Annotated in this window: 16 protein-coding genes; 5 read left to right on the forward strand and 11 right to left on the reverse strand. The window is 62.5% G+C overall.

Translation table 11 applies throughout. The features are described from left to right. The first annotated feature begins 7 nt into the window (after window positions 1–7). Window positions 8–613 (forward strand): hypothetical protein, encoded by a 606-nt coding sequence (locus QZ498_RS05765; RefSeq protein WP_294620783.1) that lies wholly within the window; start codon window positions 8–10, stop codon window positions 611–613. Here QZ498_RS05765 and QZ498_RS05770 read toward each other — a convergent pair. Next, entirely contained in the window at window positions 608–1,777 is a 1,170-nt protein-coding gene (locus tag QZ498_RS05770) for a lytic murein transglycosylase (protein ID WP_294620784.1), read from the reverse strand. The two genes, QZ498_RS05765 and QZ498_RS05770, sit on opposite strands and share 6 nt — an antisense overlap. 220 nt (window positions 1,778–1,997) lie before the next feature. Here QZ498_RS05770 and QZ498_RS05775 point away from each other — a divergent pair, with 220 nt between their 5' ends. Beyond that, the gene (locus tag QZ498_RS05775) at window positions 1,998–2,378 is read left to right on the forward strand and encodes a hypothetical protein (protein ID WP_294620785.1); all 381 of its coding nucleotides are present in this window, start codon (window positions 1,998–2,000) and stop codon (window positions 2,376–2,378) included. Window positions 2,379–2,461: 83 nt separating this feature from the next. Here the strand turns inward: QZ498_RS05775 and cbiB are convergent, their stop codons facing one another. The 9 genes from cbiB to rpiA form a co-directional block, all read right to left on the reverse strand. Continuing rightward, window positions 2,462–3,373, reverse strand: a complete 912-nt coding sequence (gene cbiB, locus QZ498_RS05780; RefSeq protein WP_294620786.1) for an adenosylcobinamide-phosphate synthase CbiB — start codon at window positions 3,371–3,373, stop codon at window positions 2,462–2,464. After that, a complete protein-coding gene (gene cobD / locus QZ498_RS05785) occupies window positions 3,370–4,305 on the reverse strand; it encodes a threonine-phosphate decarboxylase CobD (protein WP_294620787.1) in 936 nt (311 codons plus the stop codon). Before cobD ends, cbiB begins: the two co-directional genes overlap by 4 nt. A 4-nt stretch (window positions 4,306–4,309) precedes the next feature. Then, on the reverse strand, window positions 4,310–4,684 hold the full coding sequence (locus tag QZ498_RS05790) for a DUF1636 domain-containing protein (RefSeq protein ID WP_294620843.1): 375 nt from the start codon (window positions 4,682–4,684) through the stop codon (window positions 4,310–4,312). A 150-nt stretch (window positions 4,685–4,834) separates the two neighbouring features. Next, complete coding sequence (locus QZ498_RS05795; protein WP_294620844.1) at window positions 4,835–6,256, reverse strand: DegQ family serine endoprotease; 1,422 nt, start codon at window positions 6,254–6,256, stop codon at window positions 4,835–4,837. Window positions 6,257–6,442: 186 nt separating this feature from the next. Next, complete coding sequence (locus tag QZ498_RS05800; RefSeq protein WP_294620788.1) at window positions 6,443–6,640, reverse strand: DUF2065 domain-containing protein; 198 nt, start codon at window positions 6,638–6,640, stop codon at window positions 6,443–6,445. After that, complete coding sequence (hflC, locus tag QZ498_RS05805) at window positions 6,637–7,665, reverse strand: protease modulator HflC (protein WP_294620789.1); 1,029 nt, start codon at window positions 7,663–7,665, stop codon at window positions 6,637–6,639. Before hflC ends, QZ498_RS05800 begins: the two co-directional genes overlap by 4 nt. After that, a complete protein-coding gene (gene hflK, locus QZ498_RS05810; RefSeq protein WP_294620790.1) occupies window positions 7,665–8,846 on the reverse strand; it encodes an FtsH protease activity modulator HflK in 1,182 nt (393 codons plus the stop codon). Before hflK ends, hflC begins: the two co-directional genes overlap by 1 nt. A 69-nt stretch (window positions 8,847–8,915) precedes the next feature. Continuing rightward, complete coding sequence (gene gor, locus QZ498_RS05815; RefSeq protein WP_294620791.1) at window positions 8,916–10,271, reverse strand: glutathione-disulfide reductase; 1,356 nt, start codon at window positions 10,269–10,271, stop codon at window positions 8,916–8,918. A gap of 20 nt (window positions 10,272–10,291) precedes the next feature. Beyond that, complete coding sequence (gene rpiA / locus QZ498_RS05820) at window positions 10,292–11,080, reverse strand: ribose-5-phosphate isomerase RpiA (protein WP_294620792.1); 789 nt, start codon at window positions 11,078–11,080, stop codon at window positions 10,292–10,294. Between the two features lie 147 nt (window positions 11,081–11,227). Between rpiA and QZ498_RS05825 the strand changes: the two genes are divergently transcribed. The 3 genes from QZ498_RS05825 to QZ498_RS05835 all read left to right on the forward strand — a co-directional run bounded on the left by QZ498_RS05825 (window position 11,228) and on the right by QZ498_RS05835 (window position 14,434). Further along, window positions 11,228–11,938 (forward strand): glutathione S-transferase family protein, encoded by a 711-nt coding sequence (locus QZ498_RS05825; RefSeq protein ID WP_294620793.1) that lies wholly within the window; start codon window positions 11,228–11,230, stop codon window positions 11,936–11,938. Further along, entirely contained in the window at window positions 11,938–13,311 is a 1,374-nt protein-coding gene (locus QZ498_RS05830) for an L-serine ammonia-lyase (protein ID WP_294620794.1), read from the forward strand. The genes QZ498_RS05825 and QZ498_RS05830 overlap by 1 nt, the downstream gene beginning before the upstream one ends. Window positions 13,312–13,501: 190 nt before the next feature. Further along, on the forward strand, window positions 13,502–14,434 hold the full coding sequence (locus tag QZ498_RS05835; protein ID WP_294620795.1) for a DMT family transporter: 933 nt from the start codon (window positions 13,502–13,504) through the stop codon (window positions 14,432–14,434). A gap of 12 nt (window positions 14,435–14,446) precedes the next feature. Here QZ498_RS05835 and QZ498_RS05840 read toward each other — a convergent pair whose 3' ends face one another. Then, window positions 14,447–15,445, reverse strand: a complete 999-nt coding sequence (locus tag QZ498_RS05840) for a helix-turn-helix domain-containing protein (protein WP_294620796.1) — start codon at window positions 15,443–15,445, stop codon at window positions 14,447–14,449.

The following is a 15,445-nucleotide window of genomic DNA, read 5'->3' on the forward strand; positions in this document are numbered from 1 at the left end:
CTTTACCATGATCGCACCCCGCGCCCTGCGCCTTCTATCGCTTCTGGCGTTCGGCCTTTTGGCGGCCTGCGCCCAAGCCCCCGGCCCGAATGGCCCGCCCCCCGGCACGCCGCAGGAGGTGGCGCAGCTGGCGCAGGCGATCCAAAACCTAGGCCCTGATGTCGACCCCGAGGAGGCGCAGCGCGCCGCTCAGGTCACCTACGCCTATACCCACCAATTGGCGCAGGAATACCAGATCACCGACCCGCCGCTGATCCACAACACCAAGGTGAACCTTGGCACAAAACCGCGCGGGCTTTGCTGGCACTGGGCGCGGGATATCGAGTTGCGCCTGCGCAAGGAGAACTTCCAGACGCTCGACCTGCATCGCGCGGTGGCCAACCACAATAACATGCGGCTGGAGCATTCCACCGCCATCATCAGCAGCAAGGGGGCCGCCCTGCATGATGGGGTCATCCTTGACCCATGGCGCAAGGGGGGCGTGCTGTTCTGGTCACCGGTGCGCGAAGATAAACGCTACGACTGGTATTCACGTGATCAGGTGCTGGCCGAGAAACTGGGCCACGACCAAGCGGTGCGTTTTCTTACCTACGAGCCCGAAGCGCCGTCATAAACGGTTCAGTAGACCGGGCGTCGGCCAGGCATCGGCGGGCAGGCCCAGTTTTTGCTGTATGTCCTGCACGGCGGCACGGGTGCCTGCGCCAAGGATGCCGTCGATATCACCCACGTCATAGCCACGCGCGGCCAGCTTGCGCTGTAGCTGCTTCATGCGCTCCCCCGAAAGGCCCGGCGCCGGATTGCCCGCGTCAAACACCGGCGCGCCTTCTAGACGGTTGGCGAAATAGGCGGCGGTGAGGACGTAAGTGAAACTCTGATTCCACTCGAAATAGACGTGGAAATTCGGATAGGCGAGGAAGGCCGGGCCGCCGCGCCCCTGTGGCACGATCAAGTTGGCGGGCAGTGATCCGGCGATCTGCCCATGCCGGGGCCGCACCCCCATGGCCGCCCACTCCGAGGCGCGCTTGGTGGTGCGCAGGCCCGTCAGGGACCAGTCCATATCCGCAGGCACCGTCACCTCCTGCAACCAGGGCTCGTTCGGGCGCCAGCCCAGCGAGCTCAGCATCTTGGCCCCCGACATCAGGGCATCGGGGGCCGAGGTTTTCAGGCTGACATGCCCGTCACCATCGCCATCCACCCCGTTCTCGATAATATCCTCGGGCAGCATTTGCACCATGCCGATTTCCCCGGCCCAAGCGCCGGTGGTGCGGGCGGGGTCAAAATCGCCGTGGGTATAAAGCTCCAGCGCGGCAAAAACCTGCGGGCGGAACAATTCCGGGCGGCGGCAATCATGCGAAAGCGTCACCAGCGCGTTCAGCGTGTTGAAATCCCCCTGAAACGCGCCGTAGTCGGTCTCAAACGCCCAAAAGGCCAAAAGGACCCCACGGTCAATGCCATATGTCGCCTCGATCCGGTCAAAAACCGCGTCATGGCGCTGCGCCATCTGCTGCCCCTTGTTCAGGCGACCCGCACTGATCAAACGGCGGGCGAAATCCACGAAGGGCAGTTGAAAGACCCCTTGCCGCCGGTCGGCCTTGATCACGGATGCATCACGGCGCGCGTTGGCAAAGAAGCGATCCACCGTGCCGCGATCAAAGCCGCGCGAGACCGCCTCGGACTTCAGGTCATTCACAAAGCCTTGGAAACTGCCGCCACAGGTCTGCGCCATGGCCCCACCAGCCAACATGATCAGACCCGCCGTCATCGACAAAAATCGCATGGGATATCCCCGCTTTTGAAAAGTTTTGCCCACCTTAAAGCGTTTCTCGGGAAACCTAAATCACCGTTTTCACAACTGTGCCGGTTTGCCCTAACCCCTCACGAAACCTCACGAAATCCTCACGCCATGGCTCTCACTTACGTGTTGAACATGTGTTTGGAAATTCGGCTTGGTCGGGCCCACCTCTTCAGTATCGCACTCGAAAAAAAGGAGTTCTGAAATGACCAAATCCATCAACACCAAAACCCGCAATATCCTTGGCCTTGCCGTCGCCGCGACCCTTGGCGCCACTGCCCTGCCCGCAACCGCGATGGATGCCGGCAACCTGAAACGCAGTGTCCCAAATTGGATCAGCGTCGATACCTTCAACAGCATGAGCCAGAACGAACTCTACAAGGTCGATTTGGCCCAGGAACGCGGACAGCGCGTCGTGATCGAAGGCTATTCGCTGTCGCAAAGCCGTGAGGTGGTCGATGATGCGCTGGCAAATGACCAAGAGGTCAGCCGCGCCGCCAACACCACATTTGGCGACATGTCCATGACCTCAGTCGGCAAGGGGAAAGAGCACCCCGTCAGCACACGTGACGACGTGCGTCGCTGATAGTCTTTGGACAGATTCGGCATTGGGCACCCCCTGCGGGTGCCCATTGTCATTTGCGCGCCGCCACCGCAATGACGCCAAGCTCAGCCAAGAAGACCGGCGATCATGGCAAACCCCAAGGTCAGCCCCCAACTGCGCCACAGCGCATTGCAACTGTCCTCGACCTCCTGCGCTCCGATATCACGCCGCCCCATGGCATTGACGAAGGGAAAATCGCGCATCCGACCCTCATAGGCCCGCGGCCCGGACAGCGCCACGCCCAGCACCCGCGCCATCGCTGCCTCGGGCCAGCCCGCATTGGGGGACCGGTGCAGGCGCGCATCGGCACGCACCGCGCCAAAGCCCCGCCAGCGCCCATGGCTCAGCCAGATCAAACCGGCGGTCAGGCGCGCGGGGATCACGTTAAGCAGATCATCGAAGCGCGCCGCGGCCCAGCCGAACTCTTCATGCCGAGGCGTGCGGTAGCCGATCATCGAGTCGGCGGTATTGGTGATCTTGTAAAGCAATAGCCCCGGCAACCCGCCAATGAGGAACCAGAAGGCGGGCGCAATCACCCCGTCACTTTGGTTTTCCGCTGCCGATTCAATCGCGGCACGGGCCACGGCGGGGCCATCCATCGCGGCGGTATCGCGGCCCACGATCATCGCGACGCTGCGCCGCGCCTCGCCGACCGAAAGGCGCAGGGCACGGGCCACGGCGCGCACGTGGGTCACGAGGGAGTTTTGAGCCAACAGCACGGCCACCACGACCACCTCGACGACCGGGCCAAAGACCTCAAGCACCATACCAAGCAACACGGCGCCCGCGCCCATCGCCGCCATCGTGCAAACCCCTTTGACCCGCCGCGCCTCACCTGCGTTCAATCGCCGGTCAAACCAGCCCACGACGCGCCCCATCAAAACGGCCGGATGCGGCACCCGATCCCAGATCGCGCGCGGCTCGCCCACAAGGGCATCCAGAATCATGGCGATGGCAAGGACAAGGGCGGTGCTCATAACGCGGCCTCCAAGCGGCTCCATTGCCCCGGCGCGGGCAGGCCCAGCCGCAGCCATGTTTTCGAATAGGGGAACACACGGCTCCAGATATGGTTTCGGGCAAAGCGCGCTTGCCAAGCCTTGGCGTCGTCCACCTCGTAAAGCCGAAAAAGCGACGTGCCGCCTTCAACCCGCGCCCCCGCGCGGATCATCAGGGCATCCAGCCGCGCGGCATCTTCATTCAGACGCACACGGGTTTCCACCGCCCAATCGTGATCGTCCAGCGCCACCGCGCCAATCGTCAGCGCCGGTCCCGACACGGCCCAAGGACCAAGCGCCGTGGCCAGTTGCCCAATCACATCCGGCGTGGCAATTGCGAAGCCAAGGCGCATGCCCGCAAGCCCCCAGAATTTGCCGAAACTCTTGAGGACGACAACACCAGGGCGTGCGGCCTCATGCACCCAGGACCGGTCGGGCCAGACATCGGCGAAACTTTCATCGACCACGGTCAATGGGCTGTCAAAAGTCTCTTCGGCGTACCAATGGCCGGTGGGGTTGTTGGGATGCACGATGACCCGCGCGCTGGCCCCCTCCTCGCCCATGTCCCAGCCGTGCGCCAAGAAGGCAGCGGCGTGTTCATTATAGGTGGGCGCGGGAATATCAACGCGGGCCTTGGGGGCCAGCATGGGCAGCTTGGCAATCAGGCTGGAGGCGCCGGGGGCCGCCAGAATCGCCGCCTCGTCCGGCACGTGCCAGTGCCGCCGCGCGGCGTCCAGAAGCGCATCCTGCGCGGCTCTATCGGGCAGGGCTGTCCAAGCCTCGGTCGCAATCTGCGGCACCGGGTAAGGCACCGGGTTTATCCCGGTCGACAGGTCAATCCAATCCGCACGACGTCCGCCATAGTCGGCCACGGCGGCATCCAGCCCCCCGCCATGATCGCGCGGCGCCTGCACGGCCTTAACCCTCTGCGTCGGGCAGCGGCGGGTGGCGGGTCACGAAATGCCCCTTCACCCCTTGCGGCCACTCGCGGAACGGTACGCGGCCCGTGTCGCTTTGCGCGTGCATCTCGGCATAATCCACGATGGCCTGCGCCGCCTCCTCGCCCGGCTCGAACCGTCCCAGCGTATAGGCCAGCTTGCCCTGCGCCTGAATCGCCACATTGCAGCCATGCGAGCAGCCCATGAGGCAAGACACCCGCCGGGTTTTCACATCGCGCCCCTCGGCCTGACGCTCCACCAGTTCGGCCAGATCCTCGCCATGGGTCCGGGTGTGGGTTTCGGCGGTCCAATCATCGCGCTTGCAGGTGTCGCAGACAGTGATCCATGTGGTCATATCGGGGAGGCCCTTGTCGAATTCAACACGGCCTTTCAAACCGAATTCCGCACGCCACGCAAGCATCAGTGAGCCACACCCCAAGCGCCAAAGCAAAAAAGGGCGCCCCTGTGGGCGCCCTTTGCAAGCCTATCTAGAATTTCAAGGCGATCAATCTTCGCTATCCAAGGGCAACGCCACGAAACGCGGCTCCCCGGCGCGACGCACAAGAAGCAGGATCGACTTGCGTCCGGCTTCCTCGGCATCAGCGATACGATCCTCGAAATCGCTGATCGCGTTGACCTTTTGCTGGCCCGCCTCAGTGATCAGGTCACCCGCGCGCAGGCCCTTTTCATAGGCTTCCGACAGGTTGTCGACATCGGTCACCACAAGGCCTGTCGCCTCATCAGTCAGATCAAGCTGGCCACGCAACTCTTCGGTCAGGGTGCTGAGCGTCATGCCAAGGATCGCCGCCTCCGAGGGTTCCGCCTCGCCATTCGGCTGCGCAGCAGGGACAGCGCCCTCGGCGGCCTCACGACGACCAAGCGTCACCTTGAGGGTCTGCGTTTTGCCCTCGCGGAAGACGACAACGCGCACGGTCTTGCCGACCTCGGTGTTTCCTACTTGGCGAACAAGGCCGCGGGTGTCTTCCACCTGCTTGCCATCGAATGACAGGATCACGTCGCCCGATTCCATGCCGGCTTCAGCGGCAGGGCCTTCTGGCACGTCAGTCACAAGGGCACCGCGAACCTCTTCAAGGCCCATGGCCTCGGCCACGTCATCGGTGACGTCCTGAATGCGAACGCCCAACCAACCTCGGCGCGTCTCACCATATTCCTTGAGTTGGTCGACAACGCGGGTCACGACATTCGACGCCATTGAAAAGCCGATCCCGATCGAGCCGCCAGTGGGCGACAGGATCGCGGTGTTCACGCCGATCACCTGTGCATCCATGTTGAACAGCGGGCCACCCGAGTTACCACGGTTAATCGCGGCGTCGGTCTGAATATAGTCGTCATATGTTCCGCTCAGGGCGCGGTTACGGGCCGATACGATCCCGGCAGAAACCGAGAACCCCTGACCCAGCGGGTTACCCATGGCCATCACCCAATCGCCCACGCGGGCGGTGTCGCTATCGCCAAAGCTGACATAGGGCAGTGGTTCATCGGGCGAGACCTTCAAAAGCGCGATGTCGGTCTTGGGGTCGGTGCCCACGACCTCGGCTTCCAGTTCCTTGCCAGAAAAGAACTCGATAATGATCTCATCGGCAGATTCGATGACGTGATTGTTCGTCACGACAAACCCGTCCTCGCTGATCACGAAGCCCGACCCCAGCGCCGAGGTGCGGCGCGGGCGATCCCCCTGACCGCTGCGGTCACGAAATTCGCGGAAAAAATCCTCGAAGGGCGAGCCTTCGGGAACGATGGGCGATGGGCCGGCCCCCTGCGCCACGACGGTTGATGTGGTGATGTTCACCACGGCCGGGCTGACCTTGTCGGCCAGATCGGCGAAACTTTCCCGGGCCTGCGCCACCATGGCCTGCGCCACGATCAAAACCGTGGTCAGAAGCGTCAGGTAAAACGCCCTCATCATCCCGGTGCTTTGCTGTTTCATTGCTACGGATTTGGCTGTCACCTTGGATCTCCTTGCCTTGGTCCGAATGTGTCGCCGGGTCTACGGCCCCGGAACGATCTATGGGTGTCATGTAAGATGCCAAACGCAGATCGCAAAGATCGCAACACAGTGTCACGCCCATGTGAACCGCATGTGAGCTTTAAATCAAGCGCCCAATGTCTTGGCAGCCCAGACCATCACGGTGCCAATCGCCAGACAGGCCAGCCCGAAGAACCGGCGCTGTTCCTCGCTCAGGGCCTGCAAGGCCACAAGCAGTTGCTCAATGATCGAAGGGGCCAGCGCATAGACCAGCCCCTCCACAATCAGTACCAGCCCAAGGGCCAGAAGTGCCGTTTCAATCAATTGGTCGCCTCGGCGTCGTTACCTTCGGTCGCCTGCTCTTCAAGACGCTGGCGTTCCGTTTCGGGAAGATCGGGCGATACTTCCATCTCGGGTGCCATTTCGCGCAGGCTGTCGATGTCGATATCCTCGAGATCGACCCTACCCAAGCCATCGGCCCGGATGGCGCCAAACATCTCGGTCAGGAACTCGCTGTCGGGCGAAAAGACCATGGTGGAATTCTCACTTTGCAGCGATTTTTCCAAGGCCGTCAGAGAGCGATAGAAGGCAAAGAACTCGGGGTTCTTGCCGAAAGACTCGGCATAGATCCGGTTCCGCTCGGCATCGGCCTCACCGCGGGTAATCTCGGCCTCGCGCTCGGCCTGGCTGACGGTTTCAACCACGGTCCGGTCCGCAGCAGCGCGCACCCGTTGCGCGGCCTCGTTACCACGGGCGATCTCATCCGCGGCCTCGCGCTCACGCTCGGCCCGCATCCGGGCAAAGGTCGCATCAAGGTTTTGTTGCGGCAGGTTGGTTTGCTTCAATCGCACGTCCACGATTTGCAGTCCAAGGCTTTCTGCGCTGGTGCGCGCCTGTGCCCGAATACGGCGGGCCAATTCGCCCCGTTCCGGCGACAGGATCGTGTCCGACGTGACCTGATCAGCACCCAGAACCTCACGGATCTGCGCGTTCAGGATCGACGACAAACGGTCCTCGGCGGCGCGAATGCCACCAACGCCAACCGCTTGCCTGAAGCGAACGACATCCGCGATGCGATAGCGCGCGAAGGCATCCACCACGAGGCGCCGGTCATCCGACGGTGTGACCTCGATGGTATCGGTGTCGAACGACAGGATACGGTCGTCATAGCGCACGACCTCCTGAATGACCGGGATCTTGAAACCAAGGCCGGGTTCTTCGACAACCTGTCGAATTTGGCCGAATTGCAGAACAAGCGCTTTTTCCCGCTCATCCACGATGAAGATCGACGACAGCACCCCGATAAAGGCAACCACGACGACCGGCAGAATAAGTGCGGTTTTACGCATCAGTTCGAGCCTCCGGTATTGGTGTTCGTGTTGGATGAGGTGCCACCACCCCGCCGCAGTTCATTCAGCGGCAGGTAAGGCACGATGCCTTGGCCGTCTTGTCCCGCGCCACTGGTTTCATCAATCAGAACCTTGTCAAGTTGGCCCAGCGTCCGCTCGATCGTTTCAAGATATAGGCGGCGTTGGGTCACTTCCGGCGCGCGGTTGAACTCTTGAGCCACGGCGATGAAGCGGCTGGCCTCACCGATGGCCTCGTTGACGACGCGCGCTCGGTACCCTTCGGATTCCTGAATGATCTGCGCCGCTTCACCACGCGCTTCGGCCAGAACCCGGTTGGCATAGGCGTCAGCCTGACGTTGCAAACGGTCGCGTTCCTGTTCGGCGGCCTGCACCTCGCGGAAGGCGTCGATCACTTCGCGCGGCGGGTCTGCCGTATCGAGGTTCACCCGCACGATATTGATGCCGCTTTCATAGTCATCCAGCGTTTCCTGGATATTCTCGCGCGCCGTATCTGCGATGATCCCCCGGTCACGGTTGAGGATCGGCGCAAGGTTCGAGGCGGCAATGATCTCACGCATGGCCGACTCGGAGACCGCACGAACGGTCAGCTGCGGATCGCGGATGTTGAACAACAGTTTGGCCGGGTCGTTGATGTTCCAGACCACCTGAAAGTCGATATCGACGATATTGGCATCGGTGGTCAGCATCAAACCGTCGTTGTCGCTGCCGCGGCCCACGCCAATGTCTTCTGTCCGCTCCGACGTAACGTTGACCACATCATAGGTCATAACCGGCCACGGGGCGAAGTTCAGGCCGGGGTTGCCGGTCGATGAATACTCACCGAGAAGCAATTCAACCGATTGTTCCTCGGGCTTTACGGTGTAAAGGCTTGCCGCCAGCCAGACCGCGACAGCGATCAAGCCGCCAAGGATAAAGGTGCCGCGCCCGAAACCGGGGCCGCCTGCACCGCCTCCGGGGCCATCACCGCCGCCGCCGCGCCCACCCATGAGCACGCGCAATTGGTCTTGGCCTTTTTTCACAAGCTCGTCGATTTCGGGCATCTGCGGCGGGCCATCGTTCGGGCGCCGAGGGCCACCACCATTGTTGCCACGGCGGCCGTCATCCCCGCCGCCGCCTGAATTTCCGCCGCCGCCCCATGGGCCGCCAGACTGTCCAGCCATGTAAACTCTTCCCTTGTTGTGCCGTCTCAAACGGACGCTGTTCATAACCTGTGTAGCACAGGCGAAAAATCAAGCGGTGCGCGCAGGCTCCCGCATGGTGACAATTTCTTCCGACATGGTGGGGTGCACCGCCACGGTGCGGTCAAAGTCCTCTTTCGTGGCCCCCATCTTCACCGCGATGCCGGCAAGCTGGATCATCTCGCCCGCACCGGGCGCGACGATATGACAACCCAGAACCTTGCGGTTGGCCTTGGCTACGATCAGCTTCATCAACACCCGATCAGGCCGCCCGACAAAGGCCGTCTGCATCGGCCGGAACGAGGTGGCATACACCTCGATCTCTTCCTGCTCGCGCGCCGCTTCCTCGCTCAGGCCCACGGTCCCCATCTCGGGCTGCGTGAAAATCGCCGTCGGGATCAGGGCATGATCCACCGGCGTCGGGTTGCCGTTGAACACGGTTTCCACAAAGGCCATCCCCTCGCGGATCGCCACGGGCGTCAGGTTCACCCGGTCGGTCACATCGCCAATCGCATAGATCGACGGCACGCTGGTCTGGCTGTACTCGTCCACCATAACCTCGCCCTTACGGCCCAGTTTCACACCGGCTTCCTCAAGCCCGAGGCCCGCGGTGTTGGGCGCGCGGCCCGTGGCGAACATCACCTGCTCGAACACCCGCTCATCGCCATTGGTTGATTTCACGCGAAAACCGCCCTCGACCTCCTCCATCTCGATGATGTTGGTGCCAAGGTGCAGGTCAACGCCGTTCTGGATCATCTCTTCCGAGATCAACCCGCGGGCCTCCTCATCAAAGCCACGCAGGATTTGCGCACCACGGTAATACTGCGTCACCTCAACGCCCAAACCATTGAGAATACCCGCGAACTCACATGCGATATAGCCGCCGCCGACGATCAGGATCGAGTTGGGCAAGCTGTCCAGATGGAAAATCTCGTTGCTGGTGATGGCATGTTCACAGCCCGGCATATCCGGCTTCACCGGCCAACCGCCCGTGGCCACAAGAATATGCTTTGCGGTGAATTTTTCACCCGTGGACAGCTCAACAGTATGCGCATCGGCCACCACCGCGCGGGCATCGTAACTTTCAACACCGGCATTGCCCAGAAGTCTGCGGTAAACGCCTTCCAAGCGGTCCAGCTCCGCTTCCAGCTTGCCCCGGAACCCGGCCCAATCAAAACCACCGGCATGCACGGTCCAGCCGTAGTCCTGCGCGTCTTCGATAGCGCCGGGAAATTCGCTGGCAAAAACCATGAGCTTCTTGGGAACACAGCCGCGCTGCACACAGGTGCCGCCGTATTTGTCTTCCTCGGCCAAAGCCACCTTGGCCCCGCCCTGCGCGGCCACACGCGCGGCCCGCACCCCGCCCGAGCCGCCACCAATCACGAAAAGGTCGTAGTCGAACGCCATGCCTGCCCCTTTATTCGGTCTCAATCGCCCAGATCGGTAAACAGGTTGTCGCTTTCCACGAAATCCAAGCGATCTTCCTGCACGGTGCCCTCATTAATGTCGCGGGTTTCAACACGCCCGTCGCCATAGCCAAGGATCACCACGTCGCAAATATCAATGAACAGCCCGTTTTCAACCACACCCGGCATCTGGTTCAACACCATCGCCATCTGGTTTGCATTGCCGATCCGGCCCAGATGCAGATCAAGGATGTAATTGCCCTCATCGGTCACGAAGGGCCGCTCGCCATTCATCCGCAGGGTCGCATCCCGGCCCAGCACGTCCATCGAAACCAGCATTTCCTCGATCAGCGACTTGGTGGTTTGCCAGCCAAAGGGGATCACCTCGACCGGCAGGGGGAAGTTGCCAAGCGTTTCCACCTCTTTGCCGATATCGGCGATCACCACCATCTGGTCGCTCGCCGTGGCCACGATCTTTTCCTGCAACAGCGCGCCACCGCCGCCCTTGATAAGGTTCAGGTTACCGTCAAACTCATCCGCGCCGTCAATCGTGACATCCAGCCACTTGGCCTCGTCCAGACTGACCACCTCGATGCCAACCTCACGGGCCAATTCGGCGGTGCGGGTCGAGGTGGGCACGCCCTTGATCTTCAACCCCTCGTCGCGAACCAGTTCACCCAAACAGCGCACCATCCACGCGGCGGTGCTGCCGGTCCCAAGACCCACGCGCATCCCGTCTTCGACATAATCGACCGACCGTTTGGCGGCGACGAACTTGGCCTTGTCGATAGGCGACAAATCTCCGGACATGGCAACGACTCCCCAGATGTTTGATGTGCTTATAAGCAAGTTGCTGGCTGGGTGCGAGGGGGCAAAACCGTCCAATTGCCCGTTTCCGTCTGTGCAGCGGTCGCTTTCCGGCTGGAATTGCAAAAAACTGGCGGTAGGGTCAGCGGCATGGAACCGCGCTATCGCCTGCATTACGCCCCCGACAACGCCTCGCTGGTGATCCGGCTGGCGCTTGAGGCACTGGAACAGCCCTATGAAACCGTGCTGGTGGATCGGGCCAAGAAAGCCCAGAAATCCGCAGCCTATCGCGCACTCAATCCGGGCGGGTTGATCCCAACGCTGGAAACCCCCGATGGGCCAATGTTCGAAACCGCCGCAATCTTACTGTGGCTGGCCGACCGGCATGGGCACCTCGCCCCCGCACCCGACAGCCCCCAGCGCGCGCGCTTTTTGTCCTACCTGTTTTTCCTCTCCAACACCCTGCACGCGGCCCTGCGCATCACCTTCTACCCCGATCAATACATCGGACATGACAGCGCCGCGCAAACCCGCCTACGGGCGCATTTGCAGGGCGAGATCAGCCGCCACCTCGACATGCTCGAAGCCGAAGCCGCCAAGGGCCATCCATGGCTTTGCGCCGAAACCCCCTCGGCGCTGGACCTCTATCTTGCCTGCCTGCTACGCTGGGCGAAACTCTATCCTGCACCACAGGGCGGCGATGGGTGGTTCACACTCGCCAATTGGCCGCAGATGCACGCCATGGCGACGCGACTGGACCAATCCAAAGCGGCGCTTGCCGCCATAAAGGCCGAAGGACTGGGGCCAACCCCGTTCAGCCGCCCGCAACTAGCCACCCCACCGGAAGGGAGCGCGACCTGATGTTTCTGTCTGTCTTCGAGATGTTCAAAGTGGGCATCGGCCCCTCGTCGTCGCACACCATGGGCCCCATGGTCGCCGCCGCGCGCTTTCTCGACAAGATGCGCGCCGCCCCGTTCGAGGCGCATGGTTTGCGCGGCTCGCTGCATGGCAGCCTCGCCTTCACCGGCGTCGGCCACGCCACCGACCGCGCCACCATCCTTGGCCTCGCGGGCTTCCTGCCCGACACCTATGACCACGACAAAGCCGAGGAGGTGCTGGCGCAAATCCGCGACACCCACACCGTCCGCCCCCCCGGCCTGCCGGAATTGCAGTTCCACCCCAAGGATGACCTGACCTTCGATTTCGGCCCCAACCTGCCGGGCCATGCCAATGGCATGATCCTGATGGCCACCGACGCCCAGGGCGACGTGATCTTGCAAGAAACCTATTACTCCATCGGCGGCGGCTTCGTGATGACCGAAGGGGAACTGGCCCAAGGCCGCAATACCGATGAGGGCGACCCGGTGCCCTACCCCTTCAAATCCGCCGCCGAAATGCTGGAAATGGCCGAGACATCCGGCAAAACTATTGCCCAGATGAAAAAGGCCAACGAACATTCCCGCGGCGGGCCGGAAAACTTGGCGTCAGGCGTTGCGCGCATCTGGCAGGTGATGGATGACTGCATCGAACGCGGCATGCACACCGATGGCGAATTGCCCGGTGGCCTGATGGTGCGCCGCCGCGCCAAGGGCATCCGCGATGCCCTGCTGGCCGAACGCGGCACCAACCTGCAAGCCCCGCACAAGATCAACGACTGGATCAGCCTCTACGCCATGGCGGTGAACGAAGAAAACGCCGCTGGCGGTCAGGTGGTGACCGCCCCCACCAACGGCGCGGCGGGCGTGGTGCCGGCTGTCATCAAATACTGGCTGGAACATGTCCCCGGCGCGTCTGAGGCGCAGATCGAAGATTTCCTGCTGACCGCCGCCGCCATCGGCGGGCTGGTTAAATACAACGCTTCGATTTCAGGGGCCGAAGCGGGCTGTCAGGCCGAAGTCGGCAGCGCCTCGGCCATGGGCGCGGCGGGCTTGGCCGCCGTTCTGGGCGGCACGCCGGAGCAGATCGAAAACGCCGCCGAGATTGCGCTTGAGCATCACTTGGGCATGACCTGCGACCCGGTCAAAGGGCTTGTGCAGGTGCCCTGTATCGAACGCAACGGGCTGGGCGCGATCAAGGCGGTCTCCGCCGCTTCGCTGGCCCTGCGCGGCGACGGCACGCACCTTGTCCCCCTCGACGCCTGCATCGAAACCATGCGCCAGACGGGCGCGGATATGAGCGAGAAATACAAGGAAACCTCACTGGGTGGTCTCGCCGTCAACGTGCCCAACTGCTGACCGGGCTTGACGGGGCCTGACCCGCAAGGCGTTTCGAAACGCCTTGCCCCAAGCGCCTTGCAAGGCGCTTCCCACGCGATTTCGAAATCGCGTCCCCAAGGCCTTTCGAAAGGCCTTGGCCCGACTGCCCCTTTGACAAACCGCCGCTTTTGGTGAACGTGGGCCAAGACAAAACGCAAGGCCCACGCATATGTCCCAAAACACTGCCACCACCTCGCTCGGCATCCTGCTCATGGTGGGGTTCTGCATCTTGGCCCCGCTGCAAGACAGCTTTGCCAAGCTGACCAGCCATGACATCGCCATCGGCCAGATCGCCGCCACACGGTTTGTCTTTCAGGTAGCGCTTTTGCTGCCCTTGGCGGCCTTTTTCGGCTGGCTGCACCGCCCACGCTCAGGCGAAATTGCCCTGCACCTCATTCGCGGTGTGCTTCTCCTCGTCGCCACGGCCTGCTTCTTCACCGCCCTGCGCTTCATGCCCATCGCCGATGCCATCGCGATTTTCTTCGTGGAGCCGTTCATCCTGACTCTCCTCGGCGGCCTCCTGCTTGGTGAACCGCTCGGCCCGCGCCGCTATATCGCCTGTGCCGTCGGCTTTGCCGGTGCGCTGCTCATCATCCAACCCAGCTTTCAAAGGGTCGGCCCCGTCGCCCTCCTGCCGCTGGTCACAGCGCTTTGCTTTGCCTTCTACATGATCCTCACGCGGCGCATGGCGACCCGGATGCACCCGATCACCCTTCAGGTCTACACCGGCACCGCCGCATTGGTCCTCGCCCTGCCGATCCTCGCCATGGCCGATGGCTCCGGCATCGGTCCGCTTGACCCAAGCTGGCCCAGCGGGCGCGATATCTGGTTCCTCTGCGGCCTCGGCATCATCGCCACGCTCAGCCATGTCTGCATCAGCTTCGCGCTCTCGCTCGCGCCCGCCTCGCTTCTGGCCCCGCTGCAATATCTTGAAATCGTCGCCGCCACCGCGCTTGGCTACTGGATTTTCAGCGACCTGCCCAATGCGCTCAGCTTTGCAGGCATCGCATTGATCGTCGCCTCGGGGCTTTACGTCTTTTTCCGCGAACGGCAGCTCGAACGCCAACTCGAACGGAAAAACCGCCCCGTCACCCCGCCCTAGAAACCGAATGCCTCAGGCGGCACAAGTGCCGCCAAAGGCATGACGGCGGACCGCCTCGGGCCTCTCGCCATACTTGCGGTGAAACCACTTCTTCATCAGTGTTACATTGGAAAAGCCGCAGGCGACCGAAACCTCCCCCAAGGGCATCGGGGTCTGCTGCAACAGGCGATGCGCCCGCTCCAACCGCATATCGCGATACACCCGCAGCGGCGATTGCTTCAGCATGTCACGAAACCCACGCTCCAGCTTGCGGGGGGAGACATCCAGCAGATCGGCAATCTGCCCCACGGTCAGGGTATCCTCCAGATGCTCCTGCATGATCTGCAAGGCCTCGCAAATCACCTCGTCTCCCTGCGCCATTCGCTTGTAGCGCCAATGCTCGCCTGCAACGGTATCGCCTTCCGGCTCGGTCAGGCCAAGGTACCGCGACAGGGCCGAGCGCGTGAACTCTCCATCCCGCGCGCCGACCAGTTCAACGATCATGCGCATCGCCGCCGCCGGACTGATCGCGCTCGACAGGGCCTTGTGATGACAGGTCGCGCCCTCATCCACCTCCAGCCCTTTGCCCAACTCCTCTACACCGGGGCGAAAATTCGGGTGAACGGCCAATCGCTTGGTTCCCAGAACACCAGCCGTCAAAGGCACGAAAACCGCAGCGCCCACCACGCAGACCCGCGCGGCATCACGAATGGCCCGGCGCAGGGCCGCCACCCGCGCCGCATCAGGCCGCCAAGCGCGCTCCAGTCCCCCGATCAGTACCAAGATCTGGCCCGCATCACACAGCGGGCCATCGACCGCCTCAAGGCCCTCGTCACCGCTCAGGTGCCGCCAGCCATAGGTCTCGCGCCCGGTCAAACGGTTCGCCGCACGCAGCACATCAATACAGGCCTCCGCCGCGAACCCGACGCTTGCATCCTGACTTACGAATACAAACTCACCCGCAAGGCTGCGCTTGGCCTGCGCCATACCGGGCAGGGCGGGCCGATCTGTCTCAAGGTTTTCCAGATACAT

Origin of the sequence: uncultured Roseovarius sp., assembly GCF_913057115.1 — a bacterium.
GTDB lineage: Bacteria > Pseudomonadota > Alphaproteobacteria > Rhodobacterales > Rhodobacteraceae > Roseovarius.

Bases quoted from the DNA above. Each gene is read 5' to 3' on its own strand.
- QZ498_RS05830 (WP_294620794.1), top strand. From the start codon at position 11,938: ATGTTTCTGTCTGTCTTCGAGATGTTCAAAGTGGGCATCGGCCCCTCG.
- QZ498_RS05790 (WP_294620843.1), bottom strand. From the start codon at position 4,684: ATGACCACATGGATCACTGTCTGCGACACCTGCAAGCGCGATGATTGG.
- QZ498_RS05795 (WP_294620844.1), bottom strand. From the start codon at position 6,256: ATGATGAGGGCGTTTTACCTGACGCTTCTGACCACGGTTTTGATCGTG.
- QZ498_RS05840 (WP_294620796.1), bottom strand. From the start codon at position 15,445: ATGTATCTGGAAAACCTTGAGACAGATCGGCCCGCCCTGCCCGGTATG.
- QZ498_RS05775 (WP_294620785.1), top strand. From the start codon at position 1,998: ATGACCAAATCCATCAACACCAAAACCCGCAATATCCTTGGCCTTGCC.
- hflK (WP_294620790.1), bottom strand. From the start codon at position 8,846: ATGGCTGGACAGTCTGGCGGCCCATGGGGCGGCGGCGGAAATTCAGGC.
- QZ498_RS05835 (WP_294620795.1), top strand. From the start codon at position 13,502: ATGTCCCAAAACACTGCCACCACCTCGCTCGGCATCCTGCTCATGGTG.
- QZ498_RS05825 (WP_294620793.1), top strand. From the start codon at position 11,228: ATGGAACCGCGCTATCGCCTGCATTACGCCCCCGACAACGCCTCGCTG.
- QZ498_RS05770 (WP_294620784.1), bottom strand. From the start codon at position 1,777: ATGCGATTTTTGTCGATGACGGCGGGTCTGATCATGTTGGCTGGTGGG.
- rpiA (WP_294620792.1), bottom strand. From the start codon at position 11,080: ATGTCCGGAGATTTGTCGCCTATCGACAAGGCCAAGTTCGTCGCCGCC.
- cbiB (WP_294620786.1), bottom strand. From the start codon at position 3,373: ATGAGCACCGCCCTTGTCCTTGCCATCGCCATGATTCTGGATGCCCTT.
- gor (WP_294620791.1), bottom strand. From the start codon at position 10,271: ATGGCGTTCGACTACGACCTTTTCGTGATTGGTGGCGGCTCGGGCGGG.
- hflC (WP_294620789.1), bottom strand. From the start codon at position 7,665: ATGCGTAAAACCGCACTTATTCTGCCGGTCGTCGTGGTTGCCTTTATC.
- QZ498_RS05765 (WP_294620783.1), top strand. From the start codon at position 8: ATGATCGCACCCCGCGCCCTGCGCCTTCTATCGCTTCTGGCGTTCGGC.